This window comes from Xanthomonas sp. NCPPB 4037, from assembly GCF_041475695.2.
In the GTDB taxonomy this organism is placed as follows: domain Bacteria; phylum Pseudomonadota; class Gammaproteobacteria; order Xanthomonadales; family Xanthomonadaceae; genus Xanthomonas; species Xanthomonas campestris.
In genome coordinates, this window is record NZ_CM191261.1 from 2,118,009 (window position 1) to 2,138,401 (window position 20,393).

Sequence of the window (20,393 nt, forward strand, 5' to 3'; positions counted from 1 at the left end):
GTCAGTTCAATCTCCCGGCAAACACGCGGGTCTGATAATGGAAATCGATGTGCCCATCCTGGGCATGTGCATCGAACAGGGTGCGCAGCGCGGCAAGCATCGGTGCATGCCGCGGATCGTGCGCCAAGGGCGCGTATGACGACGACAGCAAGCGGCCGCGCAAGGCCTCGAAGTCCAGCTGCTGCACGTTGGGAAACTTGGCCATCGCAACGAAACCCTCGCCGAACCACGCCTGCATGGTGGCATCGTCCTGGTAACGTTCGGCCACGGCGGTGTAGTCGGTGCCGTAGTCCAGCAACAGCTGCTCATAGCCGCGCAGGAACGCCGTGCTGTCCAGCTCGCGGCTGTTCCAGTACACCACCGCCAGACCGCCCGGCTTGAGGATGCGCGCCCATTCGGCGCGCACCGCGAGCATGTCGAACCAATGGAAGGCCTGCGCCGCAGAGACCACATCCACGCTGGCATCGGCCAGCCCGGTCGCCTCGGCAGTGCCGTCGACCGCCCGGAATTTGGCATAGCTGGCCAGCCATTGCTGCGCTGCTTCGCGCATGGCCGGATTCGGTTCCACTGCGGTCACCGGGTAGCCGGCCTCCAGGAACAGCCGGCTGGAAATTCCGGTGCCGGCACCGATGTCGGCCACGTGGTTGGCGGGCGTCACGCCGAGCTGCTCATGCAGCCAGCGCAAGACCTGCGGCGGGTAGCTGGGCCGGTAGCGCACGTACGCGGCCACCCGGTCGTTGAACCGTTGCGCGGAGGATGGCGCGGCCATGCTCACGCGTTTGCCGCCGCAAACCAGGCCAGGCCGCCGAAGAACAGGACGAAGATCGCCACGCCCGCAATCCACATCGCCACCGAGATCCAGCCCAGGAGCAGGCCGCCAACAGCCAGCCCATCGCCTTCCAGGCCTTGCGGATTGCGCCGGATCTCGCCGCGCGCCAGGTGGCCGGTGATGATGGCGCAGACGCTGCCCAGGAACGGCAGCAGGGTCCAGCCGAGAATGCCTGAGACCAGGCTGACGATGGCCAGCGTGCTGGTCTGTCGGACGACATGATTCATCACAACTCCTTGGGTGGCCACGGCCGGAGGGCAGGGCGCCGCACAATTATCCCAGAGCGGGCACGCAAATGGCGTGCGGTCTGCGGCGGAATGGCGGTTGTGCAGTATGGCCTGCGGGATGCATCGGGTCGCGGCCAATGCGTGAGGCGGTCTTTTGCGCACTGGGCAAGCGCTGGGTGTTGCATGTGCTCGCGTTGGCCCTGGCGGGGCAGCGCGCAGAAAGCAGCGCGTGCGTCGCTGCAGGCAGTGGTACCAACAGGCGCAGCGAGCGCCAGGTGCCAGCACCGGACAGCGCCCCGGAGCCCGGGGCGCTGCGATCACAGAGTGATCAGAGGTCGAACTTGATGCCTTGCGCCAGCGGCAGCGAATCGGAGTAGTTGATGGTGTTGGTCTGGCGACGCATATAGACCTTCCACGCATCCGAGCCGGATTCGCGACCGCCGCCGGTTTCCTTCTCGCCACCGAACGCACCGCCGATCTCCGCACCCGAGGTGCCGATGTTGACGTTGGCAATGCCGCAGTCGCTGCCGGCCGCCGACAGGAACTTCTCGGCCGCCTTCAGGTTCTGGGTGAAGATCGACGACGACAGGCCCTGCGGCACGCCGTTCTGCAGATCGATCGCCTCATCCAGCGTGCTGTACTTCATCACGTACAGGATTGGCGCGAAGGTCTCGTGCTGCACCACCGCGTCGCTGTTCTTCAGCCCGGTCACGATCGCCGGCAACACGAAGTTGCCTGGGCGATCGATCGCGGTGCCGCCCACTTCCACGGTTCCGCCGGCGGCCTTGGCCTTGGCGATGGACTCCAGGAACTGCTCCACCGCACCGCGGCTGTTGAGCGGGCCCATCAGGTTGGCCGGGTCGGTGGGGTCGCCGATCTTGCTGTCGAGCTGCTTGTACGCCTTGACCAGGGTGGCCAGCACGTTGTCGTAGATGGATTCATGCACGATCAGGCGGCGCGTGGTGGTGCAGCGCTGGCCGGCGGTGCCGACCGCACCGAACACGATGCCCGGCACCGCCAGCTTCAGGTCGGCGGTTTCATCCAGGATGATGGCGTTGTTGCCGCCCAGCTCCAGCAGGCAGCGGCCCAGGCGACGGGCGACCTTCTCGGCCACCACGCGGCCGATCTGGGTCGAGCCGGTGAAGCTGATCAGCGGGATGCGGCCGTCTTCGACCAGCTTTTCCGACAAGGAGGTGCCGGCATCGTTGATCAGGAAGAAGATGTCCGGGAAGCCGGCCTCCTTGAGCGCGGCATTGCAGATCTTCATCGTCGCGATCGCGGTCAGCGGGGTCTTGTTGGACGGCTTCCAGATGCAGATATCGCCGCAAATAGCCGCCAGGAACGCATTCCACGCCCACACCGCCACCGGGAAGTTGAACGCACTGATGATGCCGACCAGGCCCAGCGGCTGGTACTGCTCGTACATGCGGTGGCCCGGGCGCTCCGAATGCATGGTGTAGCCGTAGAGCATGCGGCTCTGGCCCACCGCAAAGTCGGCGATGTCGATCATCTCCTGCACTTCGCCATCGCCCTCGGGCTTGCTCTTGCCCATCTCCAGCGCCACCAGCGAACCGAGCGCGTCCTTGTGCGCACGCAGTGCCTCGCCGCACAAGCGCACGGCCTCGCCACGACGCGGCGCCGGGGTGGTGCGCCAGACCTTGAAGGCGGCCTGCGCGCGCGCCACGATCAGCTCGTAGTCCTCCGGCGTGGTGGCCTGCACATCGGCGATCACCGCATTGGTGGTCGGATTGAGCGGCTGCAGCACCCCGGCACCGGTGGCCTGCGACCAGGTCCCCTCGCCAAGATAGGTGCCGGCATTGGACGGGGCGAGGTCGAGCGCCTTGAGCAGGTCAGCGGACATGGAATCTCCAAGAAAGTCGGGACGGCCGCACCCCGCACCAGGCGGAACGCAACGCAAGTAGCCGCCGATTTTAGCAGGTTCCCCGCACCGCCCGCCGGCTTGGCAAGCCGGACGAACATGCGACAATGCCGCCCTTGGCCCCGTAGCTCAGCTGGATAGAGCGTCCCCCTCCTAAGGGGAAGGTCGCCCGTTCGAATCGGGCCGGGGTCACCAGAAGTTTTGACGCTCTGACTGGCTTGGGGGAACAAAGCCGCAATGGCATCTTCAATGTCGGTCAGTTCGTCATCCAGTGCTCCGCACCAGCGACTAATTCGCCCGTATCCGGGCACTCGTGGGATCACGTTGCCCTTACCCGGTGCTGCGTGCCTGGCGAGGCATTCTGAAAAGCTCGTTGAGTCGAAAGATGGGTTCAAGCTCTTCCCAATTTTCATCAGTGCGCTCGCGGTAAGTGGAATCCGCTATGTATCTCGCAACCTGATCTTTATCTGATTTCCATGGTCAGGTTCAGTGGGTTGTCATCGCCTGACATGCCCTTGGACAATCTGCCTCTCGCTAGACCCTGACTTCTTCATCGCCTAAGCCCCTCGCAACAACGGGGTATATGCCGGCGAATTCTATGTAGATGCGCCCGTTAGGTGGACACGCCCGAGACGTCCCGCAGGCACTAGCAGCTAACCAGCCGCTGGCTTCTGTTCAAGCAGCGGCAACTTGCCTGGCAACTTTTCTTTTCCTTGATTCCAAACTGCCTGCTGATAACGTCGACCTGACTTCTATGCCCTTGCGAACATCCCTTAGATAAAAGTAATTAAGGGAATTTGGAAGACGTTAGGCGCCAAGTCTCAACTGGCCACCCAGTTATCCACGTTCTCTGCTTCGCAACTCAGATTTATTTATGAGATTTGCGTCACGAATCGAAAAGGGTGGGACTTTTCTTACAGGAACCTCCCTACACGCAGCGTTGACCCCCTGTTCACGTTCCAGCAAAGTTGCGCCGGATTTGCGTGCTGACGGGTTGGATCGCCATTTTGGCGGCCAGGCACGCCGATGCCAGCGGGGTCGCGCAGCAGCGCGGTAACGCTGTCAACAGGGGCAAGACACGATGTGGAAACGATCGGCGCCTTTTGCGCTGGCGGCTTGCCTATGGGCGGTTGCCGGGCAGGTGGCTGCACAACAGGCAGCACCCACCACGCTGGACCGGCAGGAGCAGTTGCGTCAGGCCGAAGAGATCCAGCGCCGGCAGGAGCAGGAGCGCCAGGCGCCGTTCGCCGGCCCGCGCGAGGATGCCGAGCGGGTTGATGCGCGCAGTACTGTGCTGCCCAAGGAGGAGCTGTGCTTTGCGATCACCCGTGTACGTGTGTCCGGTGCTGGGGCGGATGGCGCGCGTTTTGGGTGGCTTTGGAAATCCCTGCGCCGGTATGAAGGCCGTTGCATCGGGCGCGTGGGGATCGATGTCATTCGCCGCCGCGCGTTGGACCAGCTGGTTGCACGGGGCCTGGTAACCACGCGCATCGGCGTGCCCGAGCAGGATCTCTCACGCGGCGAACTCCGCTTTGAATTGATGCCTGGCCGCTTGCGCGACGTGCGCATCGTGTCCGATCAGGGCAGCGCCTATTGGAAGAATGCGTTGCCACTGCGCCATGGCGACTTGCTGGACCTGCGCGCGATCGAACAGGCCGTGGAGCAGTTCAAACGGCTGCCATCGCAGGACGCCAAGATCGATATCGCACCCGGTGATGCGCCAGGCGAATCGGATCTGGTCATCACCCTGCAGCACGGCCGTCGCTGGCGCGGCGTACTCAATGCCGACGATTCGGGGGTTGAGGCGACGGGGCGGATGCAGGGCGGTCTGGATGTGTCTTTCGACAATCCATTTGGCCTCAACGATGTGCTCAGCGTCGGCTACAGCCACGATCTGGCCACCCGCGACGAAGAGCGCGGCACGCGCGGCAACAGCCTGAGTTACAACCTGCCGTGGGGATGGTGGACGCTGGCGCTGTCTACGTCCTCGTATCGTTATCACCAGCGGGTGGATGGGTTTTTGCAGACTTTCCAGTCCAGCGGCGAATCCAGCAACGCACAGCTGGATCTCCAGCGCGTCCTGCATCGCAACGGCACCAGCAAGACCTCTGCCGGCGTCACGGTGGGGCGCCGACGTGCACGCAGTTATCTGGATGGCGTGGAAATCGGCATCCAGCGTCGCGATACCAGTAGTGCGGAATTCTATTTCACCCATCGGCGCTATCTGGGGGCGCTGCAACTCGACGTGCGGCTTGCGCACCGGCGTGGCACGCCGTGGTTCGACAGCCAATGGACCGGCTATGACCCGCAGATCGGTTTCCCCTCGTTTCGCTATGGCGTCACCACGCTGGACGTCAGCACCGCGCTGCCGTTCAAGCTGGGTGCGCTGCCATTTGCATGGGAAAGCAGCTTGCGCGCACAGACGGCGGGCGAACTCTTGCTCGGGTCGGAGTTCGTCACCATTGGCGGCCGTTACAGCGTGCGCGGGTTCGACGGCGAAGCCACGCTGGGTGCCGAGAAAGGCGCCTATTGGCGCAACACGCTCAGCCTGCCTGTGCAGCAACTCGGCATAACGCCGTACCTCGGCTTGGATGCAGGCCGCATTGATGGCAGCAGTGCCAGCGGCCTGCGCGGGCGCAGCCTGGTCGGCGGTGCTGTGGGCCTGCGTGGCGGCTGGTTCGGCGCCAGCATCGATGCCTTTGCCGGTTGGGCGATTCATCGCCCGGATGGTTTCGGCAGTGCCCAGCCTGCGTACGGCGCACGGTTGATCTACCAGTTTTGACATTGACCACGCTGCCGTCCGGCAGCGTGTTTTCGGATTGATGCCGCCATTGGCGGGCGAGAGAGACACATGGACAAGCAAACGATGGGCATGCGTGGTTACGTGGCCGAACAGTGCAAGCGCGGACTGGCGCTGCTGCTGTGCTGCACGGTGACCTGGACATCGTTTCCGGCGTGGGCGCAGGTTGCGCCAACGCCCAATCCCGGTGGTCAACAGCCCGGCCAGCAGGTCGCGGCCAACGGCGTGCCGGTGGTGGACATCGTCGCGCCCAACGCGCGTGGCATCTCGCACAACCGCTACAGCAATTTCAATGTTGGCCCCAATGGATTGATCCTCAATAACAGCGCGCAGATTTCCAAGACCGAACTTGGCGGCTACGTGGCCGGCAACAACAATCTGCAACGCAGCGGTCCGGCCTCGTTGATCCTCAACGAAGTGACCTCGGCCAGCAGCCGCCTGCAGGGCTATACCGAAATTGCAGGCGCCAAGGCGCAATTGGTCATCGCCAACCCCAATGGCATTTCGTGTGATGGCTGCGGCTTCCTCAACACCTCGCGTGTCACCTTGACGACCGGCACGCCCAACCTGGGCAGCGATGGTGCGTTGAACGGCTTCACGGTGACTGGCGGTGCGTTGAGCATCGGTAGCAATGGCCTGGACGCGTTCAATGTGGACCGTCTGGACCTGCTGTCGCGCCAGTTGAGCGTGGGCGGTTCCATCTGGACCAAGGAACTGGTAGCCACGGCCGGTACCGGTCGTATCAACTACGACGGCATGCTGCTGGATGTGTTGCCGGGCACCGATGGTGGCGCTCCGGCGATCGGTATCGACGTTGCGCAGCTGGGCGGCATGTATGCGGACCGGATTCGCCTGATTGCCACAGAGGCCGGTGTCGGCGTGGTAAGTCGCGGGACCTTGGCCGCACAAAGTGGTGATCTGCAGATCGATGGCGCAGGGCAGGTGAGCTTGCGTGGCACCACGGTCGCGCGCGACGGCTTGAGCGCGCGTGCGGCTGGCGATCTGGAGCAGAGCGGCGTGCTTGGATCGCAGCAGGGCACGGTCAGCCTGCGCGGCGCACAGCTGCGTCTGGGGGGCGATCTGGTCGCCGCAGGTGCACTGGATGCGCAGGCCAGTGGCACGCTGACACACAGTGGGCGTAGCAGCGCGGGCTCGATCCGTCTGTTCGGTTCTCAATTGAACGCGGACGGCAGCTTGCATACGCAAGGTGTGCTGGACCTTGGCGCCGATGGGCTGTTGCGCACCGGCGGGGTTGCTTATGCAGGTGCAGGTGCGACCCTGCGCGCCGTGCGCCTTGGCGTGTCGGGGACACTGCAGAGCGGTGCTGCGATCAGCATGCAGGCGAACGACATCGATGCACTGGGAACGCTGGACGCAGCGACCGCGTTGCGGGTGAACAGCACAGGCAGCTTGCGCCTGGCGGGGCTGGCCCAGGCGGGGCAGGATGCCGATGTGCAGGCCGGTGGCGCCCTGGAGCTGCAGGGCCAGCTGGTTGCTGGCCCTGCGCTCTCGTTGGGTGCAGGCAGCGTGCGTATCGCGCAAGGCGCAGCGGTATCGGCGGGTGGCGATCTGGCCATGCGTAGCGCCGGGTTGTTGGAGACGGCCGGTAGCGCCTATGCAGGCCGCGACCTTCAGGTCCAGGCGGGTGCGCTGAATAATGCCGGGCACCTGTCTGCTGTGCGCGCTGCGCAAGTGGCGGTGGATCAGGCGGTGGACAACAGCGGCAGGCTGGTCGCTGGCGCAACCTTGCGTGTGGATGCGGCGCAGCTGGACAGCCGCGGCGATGTGGGCAGCCAGACGGGCGACACTGTGGTGCGGAGCCGCGGCAGCCTGAATCTGCGCGGCAATACCGTGGCAGGCGCGGCGATGACGCTGGATGCCGCGACCACCGCCGATGTCTCCGGCACGCTCAGTGCAGGCCGGCTGGATCTGCGCAGTGGCGGCAACGCCACGCTGGCGGGCGCGATACAGACCAGCAGCGGTGCGCTGACTGTGGCCTCTGCTGGAACGCTGACCAGCAGCGGCATCCTGCGGTCCACGGGCGAGCTGGCGTTGCAGGCCAACGGGTCCCTGCTGCAGCGCGGGCAGTTGCGTAGCGACGGCAATCTGCTGCTCGCAGGTGCGGCCATCGATAGCGACGGCACCGTGGAGAGTGGTGTCAACCTTCGTCTTGCCAGCCAGGGCGACATGCAGCTAGCCGGCACCCTTCAAAGCGCAGGTGCAACTGCGCTACAGGCTGGTGGCCGGGTGGACAACGGCGGTGCAGTCGTTGCGGTGGGCACGTTGGGCCTGGATGCCGCAGCGCTGCGTAATGCGCAAGGTGCGGCGTTGTCGTCTCAGGGTGATGCCACCTTGCGTACCGCCGGCCTGCTGGATAACGCGGGCAGCTTGTCTGCCGGCGGCAACCTGCAGCTCACTGCAGCGAACGTGGTGCAACAGGGCAGCGCGACTGCGGGCAACGCACTGACCGCTTCGGTCAGCGAAACGCTCGACAACACCGGCAGCCTGGTCGCCAAGCAAGCCGTGCAAATCGATGCCGGCACGTTGCGCAGCAATGGGCAGCTTGGCAGCGAGTCGGCCGATGTGCGATTGAATTCGCAAGGCGATATGCGCTTGGGCGGCGTGGTAGCTGCGGCAACCGAGCTCCAGGCAACGGCTGCCGGAGATCTGCAGCAAGACGGCGCCTTGCGTGGGCGATCGGTGACGCTGCAGGCCGGGCGAGACCTCACCACTGCAGGTAGCTTGCAATCCACCAACGCGCTGGACCTGCAGGCGCAGCGCACGCTGACCTTTGCCGCGCAGGGTGCGGTCGGCGGCGATGCGCGTCTGCGTGCAGAGACGCTCGCCACCACCGACGCTGCGGTGCTCCAGAGCGCCGGTGCGATTGGCCTGGACGCTGCGGCCATCGACAGCCGCGGCAAGCTCGATGCTGCGGGCGACCTGCGTGCCAGCAGCCAGGCGGATCTGCGGCTTGCCGGTGTTGCGCAAGGCGGGCGCGATGTCACGCTGAGCGCTGGCGGAAACCTCGAGAATGCTGCGCAAGTGTTTGCGGGCGGCGATTTGGTCGCACAGGCGCAGCGCGTTGAAAATGCCAGCGCCGGTGTGTTGGCCGCCGAGCGGGATGTTGCAGTGGAGGGCACTACGCAGCTGGTCAATGCCGGCCGCGTGCAGGCCGGTCGGGATCTTCAGATCACCACTGCCGGCTTCGAACAGACGGGCAGCGCCTCTGCAGGCGCTGCACTGACCGCAACGATTGCAGGCGCCCTGGAAAACAGCGGCAACCTGATTGCCAAAGATGCGCTACGCATTGATGCCGGCACGTTGCGCAGCAGCGGCCAGTTGGGTAGTGAGCGTGCCGCTGTCAGCTTGAACAGCCTGGGCGAAATGCAACTGGCGGGCGTGGTCGCTGCGGCAACCACCTTGCAGGCTACTGCAGCAACCGACCTGCAACAGGCCGGCGCGCTCAAGGCCCAGTCGATCGCACTCCGGGCTGGGCGCGATCTCGCTGCCGCCGGCACCCTGCAGTCCACATCCACGCTGGATCTGCGCGCGCAACGTGCCTTGACCATCACTGGTCAGGCATCCAGCAGCGCAGCGACTTCTCTCACCGCCGGGACGATTGCCACTGGCGTGGATGCCGTCGTGCAGAGCGGCAGCGGCATCACCCTGGACGGGCAGTCCATCGACAGCCGGGGGGCGCTCGATGCCGCCAGTGACCTGCAGATTCGCAGCACTGGCGCACTGGCGCTGGCCGGTGTGGCCCAGGCCGGGCAGGACGTGGTGCTGACCGCCGGTGGCGCCTTCGACAACGCAGCACAGGTTGTTGCGGCGCGCGATCTGCGCCTGCAGGCGGCCACTGCCAGCAATGCAGCTGGCGGAACATTGGGGGCATTGCGCGATCTGCACGTGGAGACGGCTGGCGTGCTCGACAACGCCGGCAGCCTGCATGGCGAACGCAGTCTGGCGCTGAGCACGGGCGCGCTGCTGCAGCGTGGGCGTTTGTACAGCGGTGATGCGCTGTCGATCACTTCGCAAGGCGCATTCGACAATAGCGGCCAGTTGGTGTCCGGCAATGATCTGAGCATTACCGCAAGCCGCATCAGCAGCGATGGCCAGTTGGGATCGGTGAATGGCGCGGTGGCGCTGACCAGCCAGGGCGATGTCGACCTGAAGGGCGTGGTATCTGCCGCCACCACCCTGCAGGCCACGGCCGGCGGGGACCTGCTACAGGCGGGCACGCTCTCTGCGCAGTCTGTGACGCTGAATGCCGGGCGCGACCTCAGCGCTTCCGGTACCTTGCAGTCTGCCTCCACCTTGGACCTGCAAGCGCAGCGCGCACTGCGCATAAGTGGCCAAGCCCAGGCAAACAGCATCGCCTTGCAGGGCGGTAGCGTGGCAACAGGGACTGGCGCCGTCGTCAAGAGTGTCGGTGCGATCACGCTGGACGGCGCTGCCATCGATAGCCGCGGTACGTTGGATGCCGGTAGCGATCTGTCATTGCGCAGCACCGGTGACCTGTCTGTCGCCGGCATCGCGCAGGCAGGTCGCGACGTGGTGCTGAGCGCTGTGGGAACCGTGCAGAACGGCGGCCAGGTGGTGGCCGGTCGCGACATGTCGGTGCAGGCAGGTCGTGTCGACAACACTGCTGCCGGCGCGCTTGGTGCGGGTGGAGCACTTACCGTGGTCAGCGCTGGCGCGTTGCAGAACGACGGTGCCCTGCAGAGTGGCGGCGAGCTGCGCATGACCGCAGCAAGCCTCGATCAGAGCGGTAGCGCGTTCGCAGGCAATACGCTGGTTGCAAACATCACCGGTACGCTGGACAACCGCGGCAGCCTCACCGCCAAGAATGCATTGCAGCTGGACAGCGGTGGCTTGCGCAGCAGCGGACAGCTGGGCAGTGAGACAGCTGGCGTCACGCTGCACAGCCGGGACGATCTGCAGTTGCAGGGCGTTGTGGCCGCGGCGACCACCTTGCAGGCCACTGCGGTGGGCGATCTGCAACAGGCCGGCTCGCTCAAGGCGCAGTCCGTTGCGCTGCAGGCCGGCCGCGACCTGGGTATCTCCGGCACGCTGCAATCCGCATCGTTACTCGACCTGCAGGCGCAGCGCACGCTGAACATGGCAGGGCAGGCGAGTGCCGCCGGCAATGCCAGCTTGCGCGGTGCGCAGGTGGTTACCGGTCAGGCGGCGGTGCTGCAGAGCGGTGGGGCCATCACCGTGGACGGTGCAGCGATCGATAGCCGCGGCGCGCTGGATGCAGCGACCGACCTGACGTTGCGCAGTACCGGCGACCTTGCGGTGGCCGGCATCGCGCAGGCAGACCGCAATGTCACCTTGGCCGCCACAGGCGCGCTCAGCAATGCGGCGCAAGTCGTTGCCGGCCAGGCGCTCGGCGTCACTGCAAACAGCGCGAGCAATGCCGCGACCGGTGTACTACTCGCCCAGGGGAGCACCACGCTGGCGATCGGCGGCCTGTTCGATAACGCCGGCGCCGTGCGTGCAGGCAACCAGCTGAGCATGAACGTCGGCAGCCTGCGCCAGACCGGGCAGGCCTACGGTCTGCAGGGCCTGGGGTTGATCGCCGACGGCGCAGTGGACAATCGTGGTGATCTGATTGGCGGTAACGCGTTGCGTGTGGAAGCGGCGCAGCTGAGCAGCAGCGGCCAGCTGGGCAGCGAGCGCGGCGATGTCACACTGGTCAGTCGCGGCAACCTGCAACTTGGCGGTACGCTCGCAGCGGCAGGGGCGTTTTCGGCCCAGGCGGATGGCGCGTTGGCGCAGAGCGGCAGCGTGAGTGCCGGCTCAAATGTGGAGCTGCGTGCGAAGGGTGACCTGAATGTTGCTGGCCAGCTTGGCGGCCAGCAGATCACCTTGAACAGCGATGCGGTCCTGCGCCAGCAAGGCGTGGTCAGCGGCACCACTGTCGGTTTGCAGGGCGCGCGTATCGAAAATGCCGGCCAGACCACAGGCTCCGGCAATCTCACGTTGCGCGCTGGCGAGATCAGCATTGGTGGCACCGTTGGCGCCGGTATTGCAGGCGATGGCAGCTTGGGCAACGGCAGCACGCTCAGCGTGATCGCAGACCGCCAGCTCACTGCGTCCGGCAAGTTGCTGGCCGGCGGCAATCTCATCGCACAGGGAAGCCAGTTGCAGTTGGCCGGTGCCAGCACGCGCGCCACTGGCAACGCCAGCTTGACCACGGGCGGCGATCTGGATCATCGCGGTGGCGATCTACTTGCGGGCGGTACGCTTAGCCTGCAGGCGGGTGGCCGTATCGACAACGGCCTGCTTGGATCGGTTGGCGGAAAGCTGCAGGCCAACCAGGTCAGCATCGATGGCGGCAGCTTGAACAATGCTGGTGGCCAGCTGGTGCAAAGCGGCAGCGGAGCGACCCGCGTCGTGATCGGCGGTGCATTCGACAACACCGGCGGCACGCTGGCTAGCAATGCGCAGGATCTGACCATGACTGCAGCCAGTCTGGAGAATGCGCAGGGGCGCATCGAACACGCCGGCACCGGCGCCCTGTCGGTCACCAGCCGTGGTGCGCTGGGCAACAGCAGCGGACGCATCCTCACCCAGGGTCAACTGACCCTGGGCACCAGTGGCGCGTTGAACAACCAGGGTGGCGCGATTGCCGCAGCGGGCGATGCAGTCTTGACTGTCGCCAGCCTCAATAACATCGGGGGTTCGGTGTCCGCACGTGGATTGAATGTGCAAAGCACCGGCGCAGCCGACAACCGTAACGGCCTGCTACAGGCCAATGGTGGCGCGCTGACCTTGCGCGCCGACAGCCTCAGCAATGCAGGCGGTACCGTGCAGGCCGTTGCCAACGCGGGTGCGGGCGGCAGCCTGCGCGTGGAGCTCAATCGCGGCCTGGACAATGGCAACGGCACCATCGGTGCCGGCACCGATGCAGTGATCACTGCAGAAAACATCAGCAGCAGCGGCGGCAGCCTGCAAGCCGCACGCGACCTCAGCGTCACCGCACGCGGCCAGCTGGACAATCATCAGGGCGGCAAGCTCAGTGCAGGCCGCGACCTCAACGTTGCTGTCACTGGCGCGTTGCTCAACAGCGGTGGCCAGCTCGATGCCGGCAACACGCTGACCGCATCGGGCGGTCGTATCGACAACACGCAAGGCAGCATCGTCAACAACGGTGGCGGACTGACGCGCATCACCACGGGCGGTGCCCTGACCAACACCAGCGGCAATCTCGGTGGGCGCGGCAGCGTGGTCATCGATGCGGCCAGCATTGCCAACAACAGCGGCCAGCTGGTCGCTGGTGGCGATCTCATCGCCAATACCAACGGCTTGAACAACCAGGGCGGCAACGTCTACGCCGGCGCGAGCTTCCTGTTGCAGCGCGCAGGCGCCACGCTCGACAACCAGAACGGCAAGATCAAGGCCGAGCAGGCTGTTCGTCTGAATCTGCAGAACCTGAGCAATGCCGGCGGCCAGATCGGTGCCGGTAGCGCGATCGGTGGTGCTGGCGATGTGGTGATCGATACCGTCGGCTTCGACGGCGGCGGCAGCATCCTGGCGCAGAATCTGCTGGATCTGACCTTACGTGGCGATTACACCCATCGCGCCAGCGCAGACCTTACCAGTAACGGCAATTTCAACCTGCGTGTGGGCGGGAGTCTGGTCAACGAGTCCACGCTCAAGGCTGCGCGCAGCCTGGATATCAGCGCCGGCAGCATCACCAACCGTGCCGGTGCCAACATCCTGTCCAACGACACCCGCCTTAACGGCGGCAACGTCATCGATAACGCCGGTAGCATGTCTGGCAACGGCGCGCTGTCGCTGGTGGCAAACAGCATTTACAACACCGGCAGCATCGTCGGCGGCAATGTCACGGTGAATACCGGCACGCTCGTCAATGGTGCCGACCTTGGCGGCACAACCGACAACGCAGCCTATGGCTCCGCGTTGCTCGGCTCCACCGGCAACATGAACCTGATCGTGCGCGATCAGCTGCTCAATCGCGACGCGCGCATCTTCAGCCTGGGCAATATTGCGATTGGTGGTGCGCAGGATGGTGGCGGCACGTTGGTATCGCGCACAGGTGTGGTGAATAACGTTTCGGGCAGCATTGAGGCGGATGGGAGCATCTTGATTGCAGCCAGTCAGCTGAATAACCGGCGGCGGGTTGTCAATACGACCAGTGTATCTACCGATCCTGGTGACGATGTGTATTCGGGTGGCGAGCTTATCGAAGGTAAAGCGATCAGGAATCTGCAAGGCGCACGTGCGCCTTACCCGTACCGTGGACTCGCACCGGGTATTTATCGCAACTATCAAGTGATCCAGCAGGAACAGCTGTCATCGGCAAGCGCTGAGGGGAAGATTGCTGCAGGCGGAAACATTCTGCTATCCGGTAGCGTCACAAATAATGCATCCACCATCGCCGCTGCTGGGCTTTTCGCAGCAAATCAACGAGGTCTCGGCGGGCTCTCGGACAACATGATTGTTGGCGGCGAGCAGTTGTTCAATCAGGCACTCGCGTTAAACCAGACGGTTCGTCAGAGCGATGTCGAACATATCGTCACTGCGATCACCAACGATTGCATGCAGCCGGTCGGACAGAAGGTTGTCTGCTATTACGAGGAAGAAGACCAGAGGCTGAATTCCTCGACCACGAGCAGTAGCTATATCGCCCTGGGCGCCAGCATGACCGGCGGCCAAGGCGTCAGCATCAACGGTGCCAACATCAGCAACGGCGCCGTCGGTAGCGACGGTCGTAACATTAGCGGCGCCTCGCTCAATGGCGTCGGCGCACAAGGTGGATTGAGCGGCCGCTCAAGGCAGACCGCGGCCAACGTCGGCAGCCAGGCTGTGATCGGTCGCGCCAACGGCGGCGCGAGCAGCATTCGCGTGGCCACCGGCACCGCCGGTAGCGCAGGCGCGCAAGTCGGTGCCAACACGCAGGACACGACGCTGGCCACATCCGGCGGCATCGTCGCGATGTCGGTCGCACCGGTGATGTCCAACGACAGTGGGCTTGTACGCAGCTCCGTCGATCAGGCCAACGTGCAGACCGCCGCCGCTGGTACAGGCGTTGTCGCAGGTGCGACCGGAAGCCGCACGCGTGTCGACCCAGCCACCATTCCTGTCACCAACATTGTTGGCGGCGGCCAGACCTCGCTGACGCAGATCGATCTGCCCATCGGTGGCTTGTATAGCTTGTCCAGCGGCACCGCCACCGATCGCACCGCGATGGGCCGTGCCGCCAATGGGCTTGGCGGCATCAACGGCTGGCGCAGCAATGGCCCGGGCCGCCGTTACCTGATCGAGACCGACCCGCGCTTCGTTAACTACAACAACTTCATCAGCAGCGATTTCCTGCTGGACAAGCTGGGCGTGGACCCGGAGTGGACCCAGACCCGCCTGGGCGACGGCTTCTATGAGCAGCGCCTGGTGCTGGACCAGATCACCCAGCTCACCGGCCGCCGCTATCTGGGCAACTACGAAGATGGCGTTGCGCAGTACCGCGCGTTGCTGGAATCGGGGGCGTCCGCTGCCGGCCAGTTGCAGCTGAGCATGGGTGTCGGCCTGACCGCCGCACAGGCGGCCGCACTCACGCAGGACATCGTGTGGATGGTCGAGCAGGACTACCAGGGCCAGAAGGTGCTGGTGCCGGTGGTGTATCTGGCCTCCAACTCGCTGCAGTTGCGCGGCAATGGCGCCTTGATTGCCGGCGGCAACGTCGAGCTCAACGCCACCAATTCCATGAGCAACCAGGGCGTGATTGCCGGCGCCGATGTCAGCATCACCGCCGGCAATTTGCTCAACCAGGACCGCATCAGCGGCACCGGCAGCGTGGCGCTGGAAGCGCGCAACGACTTGCTCAACCAGGGCCAGATCCAAGGCCGCGATGTCGGGCTGCTGGCGGGCAACAACCTGATCAGTGAAGCAGCCAAGGCCATCAACGGCGTTGGCATTTTGTCCGGCATCAGTGCCAGCAATACGCTGCAGATGGTCGCCGGCAATGACATGACCTTGACCGGCACCCGCGTGCAGGCCGATGGCAGCGCGGCACTGACCGCCGGCAACAACCTCAGTCTCACGCCCAGCGCCTTGCGCAACGACAACGGGCTGCTGCGCGGTGGCGATGCGGTGTCCGTCACCACCGGCCAGGATCTGATCGTCTCGGCAGGCAACGACCTGCAACTGCACGGCGTCACCATCAAGGCCGGCGGCAGTGCTGCGCTGCAGGCGGGCAACAACCTCTCGCTGACCCCGACCACCGGCCTGGACGGCAAGGTTGCCACCCGCACCACCATCAGCACGGGCGACAGCCTGCAGCTGACGGCGGGCAACGACCTAACCATTCGTCAGGCCGAGGTCAAAGCCGGTGGCGACCTGATCGCGGCAGCAGGCAACAACCTCAATGTCGAATCCGTCCTCAACGAGAGCGAGACCAATAGCTACAACAGCCGCAACGGCAAGACTCGCGTTACGACGACAACCACCACGCAGACCGTCGACCAGCAGGCTCTTACCGCCGGCGGCAATCTGATTCTCAGCGCCGGCAACGACGTCAACCTGGTCGCTGCCAAGCTGGACGCCGGCAAGGGGCTGGGCATCAGCGCTGGCAACGACATCAACGCCAGCACCCTGACCACGGTGGACACCAGTGACACGCTGGAAACGCGCAAGCGCTTCAAGCAGACCACCGCGACCCGCGACGAAACCGTCTACGGCACCGAGTTCAATGCCGGTGGCAACCTGGCCATGCAGGCCGGAAACGACATCACCCTGACCGCCGCCACCGCTGCAAGCAAGAACGGCGCTATCAGCTTGGCTGCCGGCAACGACGTCAACCTGCTCGCCGCCAGCGAGCAGCACGATGCCGTGCAGGACATGACCAAGAAGAAAAAGGGCACGTTCTCCAGCAAGACCACGACCACGCATGATGAGTGGCACGACACCGTGGCGGTCACCACCACGCTCAGCGGTGACACGGTGCAGATTGCGGCGGGTAACGATTTGCTGTCGCAAGGTGCGCAGGTCGCCAGCACCGGCGATGTGGTATTGGCCGCAGGCAACAACATCACGCTGGACACGGTGCAGAACACGCACAGCGAAGAACACGAAAAGACCGTCAAGAAGTCCGGTCTCTACGGCGGTGGCGGATTCAGCGTCGCATTGGGCGTCACCAAAAAGACCGATGGGCTGGACGTCACCGAGGTGACTAACAGCGGCAGCCTGGTCGGCAGTACCGATGGCTCGGTGACAATGACCGCCGGCAACAAGGTGGCCATTACCGGCAGCGATGTGCTGAGTGCCACCAGCACTACGATCGTGGGCAAGGAAGTCACGATTGCCGCGGCAGAAAATACCGTGGATACGGTGCAGACCTCCAAGCAGCAGAGTGCGGGCATCACGTTGGGATTGACCGGCGGGGTGGTGGCTGCCGCGGAAGCGGCCTATAGCGCGACCAAACGTGGTTCGGATGTGGAGGACGATCGTCTAAAGGCCCTCTATGCCGCCAAGGCGGGTTACGCGGTCAGCGATGGCGTGGCCGAGTATCAGGCAGCTGCGGCCGCTGGCAGCAGTATGGGGGGCGTGAGTTTACGCATCGGTATTGGAGCTAGCAGTGCGTCGAGTAAGACGACAACACATGAGGAAACCACTGGCGGTAGCCGCATCCTGAGCGCCGGCAACGTCACCATCGCAGCGACAGGCGGCGATCTGAATGTCATTGGTAGCAAGATCAATGGTGAAAATGTCGTGCTGTCTGCGGCGAACGACCTGAACTTGCTGAGCAACCTGGAGACCAATACCAACAAGTCGGAGAACAAGAACGCCGGCGGCGAGATTGGTGTCAGCGTTGGTACCACGACAGGCGTGTATCTCACTGCTTATGCGGGTAAAGGCAGTGCCAAGGGCAATAGTGACGTACACGCTGAGAGCGTGGTGACCGCTAATGACAGGTTGACGTTGGTCAGTGGCAATGACACCACGATCAAGGGCGCACAAGCAATCGGCGACAAAGTGCTGGCCAACGTTGGCGGTGACTTGCTGATTCAAAGTGAGCAAGACACAAGTGACTATAAGAGCAAGCAGCAACAGGCGGGTATGACGTTGGTGTGGGGCTTTAGAGCAGCTATCAAAACTACTGCGCAGCCGCCAGGCGGGCGCGGCCGGTGCTCGGAATCCTCATGTACCCACGTACACTCCGGTTCCTCCGCGCCGTCCGCACCCACCTGACGACTGCTCGCTACGTTTTGTTAGCCGCTCTTAGTGGCAGCAGTGCGAACTACAGTCAACAGAAAGTCAACAACAGCTACACCAGTGTCAATGAACAAAGCGGCATTCAGGCCGGCAAGGGTGGATTTGATATCACTGTTGGTGGCAATACACACCTTGTTGGCGGCGCAATTGCAAGTACGGCGGATGCGACACTCAATCGCCTGTCCACGGACAGCCTGACGGTAGACGATCTTCAAAACGAAGCAAAGGCAAAGGCATCGAACATCGGTGTGGGCGCGGGGACCAGTGGTGCCGGGTTAGCGCAATCCGCCGCAAGTGCAGGACTCAGTGCTCTGGGCAGCGCCAATAGCAATGCCACGAGTACTACTCGCAGTGACATTGCTGCTGGTGCTATTGAAATACGTAATAAGGATCTCAGTGCCCTGGAAGGTCTGGAACGTAGCACCTCAATGCTTGACGGCAATAGCGTCAAGGCGATTGATACGAACAAGTTGCAGGAACAGGTCGAGCTGAGCCAGGTTGCAGGCGAAGTCGGATTCCGTACTGCCAAGGAAGTGATTGCTGCACGGCGTGACGCGGCAACAGAAGAGCTCAAAGCCGCAGCCGAGGACTATCAAGCTGCTACAACCGATGAAGAGCGTGCGGCAGCAGCGGTGCGGCGTGACGCCGCTCAGTCCAGTCTGAAGCAGTGGTCCGATGGCGGTAATGCCAAGATGGCAACGCAGGTACTGGCAGGCGTATTTCAGGCCAGTCTGGGCGGGGGCAGTGCTCTAGGCGCTGCTGCTGGTGTAGCTGCCAACGAAGGATTCCTGACCAAGCTATCAGCAAGCATCAGTAAGGGCTTGGATGGCGATGGTGTAGCCCACGAAGGAGCGATGAACCTGACCAGCATTGGCCTGGGTCTGATCGCTGGTGGTCTGATGGGGGATGCCACGTCGGGCGCCATCGCCGCCAACACCTCCCAGCAATATGGCTATTACGACTACCGTGACGGTAAGCGACAGCTGCTGGCCTCCGACGCTTTGCGTGAGATGGCAGGCGGTGACGAAGCTTTGCTGCAAGGCATGCGTACGCTGATCAACGAGGCAATCAAGAATGGCGCGGATCCAGCCAGCCTCGCGGCGGCGCTGACAACGCCTGGCGTTGCCAACAACATGGCGGGCATGGCGCTGGTTGAAGCATCGGCACAGAAGCAATACGGCAAGAGTTTTGGTGCGCTCGATGTAGTAGATCAGAAGTCAGTCTTGGGGCTGCTAGGTAAGGTCTATGTTGGTGGTATCCAGAGCATTGATCCTGAGAGACAGGCTCTTGTTACTACGGGAGGTGTCGAGACGCTACCGACGGTAGAGGTAGTCGGTAAATCGTCCGGTGGGCTCCTGCACGCTGGTCAGCTTGTCAGCGGAGTCATCGAGAGTGGTGGTCGCGGCGTTGAGAGAGCAAGCAACTGGCTGGGTCAAGACACTGCCTCGGCGCTTGCTTACGTCGCGATGGCAGCTGCTGGTGGCCCGGTCAAGACGGTCGCGAGTACGCTGTTCGAAAACTCTGCGCCAGGAGAGTTCCTGCAGAACAAGAAGCAGCAGTATCTGGTTGATCCGTTTGGCAATTTTATTGGTACTTATGGCCTAGGAGCCCAGAGCGAGCAGCAACTTCAATCGGTACGGCCCGCCACCAATATGATGGCGGGGATGGGCGTTGACTCGATGGCGTCAATTCTCGGTGTTATCAGTACACGGAAGGCAGCCAACAGCCTTCTTGATAGTTCGCAGGGTATTGGAAAGAAAATTGATGAAGCCGAAAGTAAGATTGTTTGGGTTGACGAAAAAGCGTCGATGAGTCCCAAGGCGCGCGATTATAATGACTCCGCTCCAGGTGCACGATCAAATGTAGAAACGCAAGCATCACAGGCGCCTTCAATCACAAGGACTATGCCAGATGGAACGGAACGGCCTGTCAAGTTCGATGGTGTTGACGCAGATGTGCTGGTGGATCGTAAAATATCTGTAGTTACGACGCCAAAGGCGAAAGACCAGGCGCTACGTCAATCTCAAGCTTTGTCAGAACAGGGCTTAACTGGTCGCTGGGAAGTGTCCACACAGGCGCAGGCTAATCGTGCAAAGAAGATGTTCGAAGAGCTTGGCATTTATAACATAACTGTAGAGGTGGTTAAGCCATGAGTAAAGTTAATAAGACTTTTGCAAAAGTAATAGCGGATTTTTGCAATTTTCTAGAGTTTTCTGACGCCAAAATAGTTGATCAGGATGCAGCTGTGCAGATGATGGAGCAGCTGGCCTTTGAATTGCAGAAACTTCCGGATATTGATAGGGACTTATTGTGCTCTGATTTAGTTTCTGCATCCTTAATGTATGAGGGTGAGGTTGCGGATTTTGTGAGAGATCTACCAAGCTCACTTGGTTTGAATTAATAGAAATAAAATTACTATTA

General features: G+C 63.1%; 5 protein-coding genes, 1 tRNA gene, 1 other RNA gene and 2 pseudogenes. 6 read left to right on the top strand and 3 right to left on the bottom strand.

All coding sequences use genetic code 11. The annotated features are described in order from the left end of the window. Position 1: 1 nt before the first annotated feature. The 3 genes from ACCQ01_RS09535 to amaB form a co-directional block, all read right to left on the bottom strand. A complete protein-coding gene (locus tag ACCQ01_RS09535; protein WP_043921735.1) occupies positions 2 to 769 on the bottom strand; it encodes a class I SAM-dependent methyltransferase in 768 nt (255 codons plus the stop codon). A gap of 2 nt (positions 770 to 771) precedes the next feature. Further along, complete coding sequence (locus tag ACCQ01_RS09540; RefSeq protein ID WP_011036963.1) at positions 772 to 1,056, bottom strand: DUF4190 domain-containing protein; 285 nt, start codon at positions 1,054 to 1,056, stop codon at positions 772 to 774. Between the two features lie 328 nt (positions 1,057 to 1,384). Continuing rightward, a complete protein-coding gene (gene amaB, locus ACCQ01_RS09545) occupies positions 1,385 to 2,917 on the bottom strand; it encodes an L-piperidine-6-carboxylate dehydrogenase (protein WP_228432379.1) in 1,533 nt (510 codons plus the stop codon). Positions 2,918 to 3,053: 136 nt separating this feature from the next. Here amaB and ACCQ01_RS09550 point away from each other — a divergent pair. The 6 genes and pseudogenes from ACCQ01_RS09550 to ACCQ01_RS09575 all read left to right on the top strand — a co-directional run bounded on the left by ACCQ01_RS09550 (position 3,054) and on the right by ACCQ01_RS09575 (position 20,373). After that, positions 3,054 to 3,130: transfer RNA gene (locus tag ACCQ01_RS09550), tRNA-Arg, on the top strand. Positions 3,131 to 4,016: 886 nt separating this feature from the next. Further along, on the top strand, positions 4,017 to 5,717 hold the full coding sequence (locus ACCQ01_RS09555) for a ShlB/FhaC/HecB family hemolysin secretion/activation protein (protein ID WP_228432377.1): 1,701 nt from the start codon (positions 4,017 to 4,019) through the stop codon (positions 5,715 to 5,717). A gap of 69 nt (positions 5,718 to 5,786) precedes the next feature. Next, positions 5,787 to 17,837: pseudogene (locus ACCQ01_RS09560) on the top strand (two-partner secretion domain-containing protein); the annotation flags it as partial. A 62-nt stretch (positions 17,838 to 17,899) separates the two neighbouring features. Beyond that, a non-coding RNA gene (locus ACCQ01_RS09565) (sX9 sRNA) lies at positions 17,900 to 17,974 on the top strand. 9 nt (positions 17,975 to 17,983) lie between these two features. Next, positions 17,984 to 20,125 (top strand): annotated as a pseudogene (locus ACCQ01_RS09570) (hemagglutinin repeat-containing protein); the annotation flags it as partial. Further along, positions 20,122 to 20,373, top strand: coding sequence for a hypothetical protein (locus ACCQ01_RS09575; protein ID WP_080565816.1), 252 nt, complete (start codon positions 20,122 to 20,124; stop codon positions 20,371 to 20,373). The pseudogene ACCQ01_RS09570 and the gene ACCQ01_RS09575, both read left to right, overlap by 4 nt. Positions 20,374 to 20,393 lie beyond the last annotated feature (20 nt).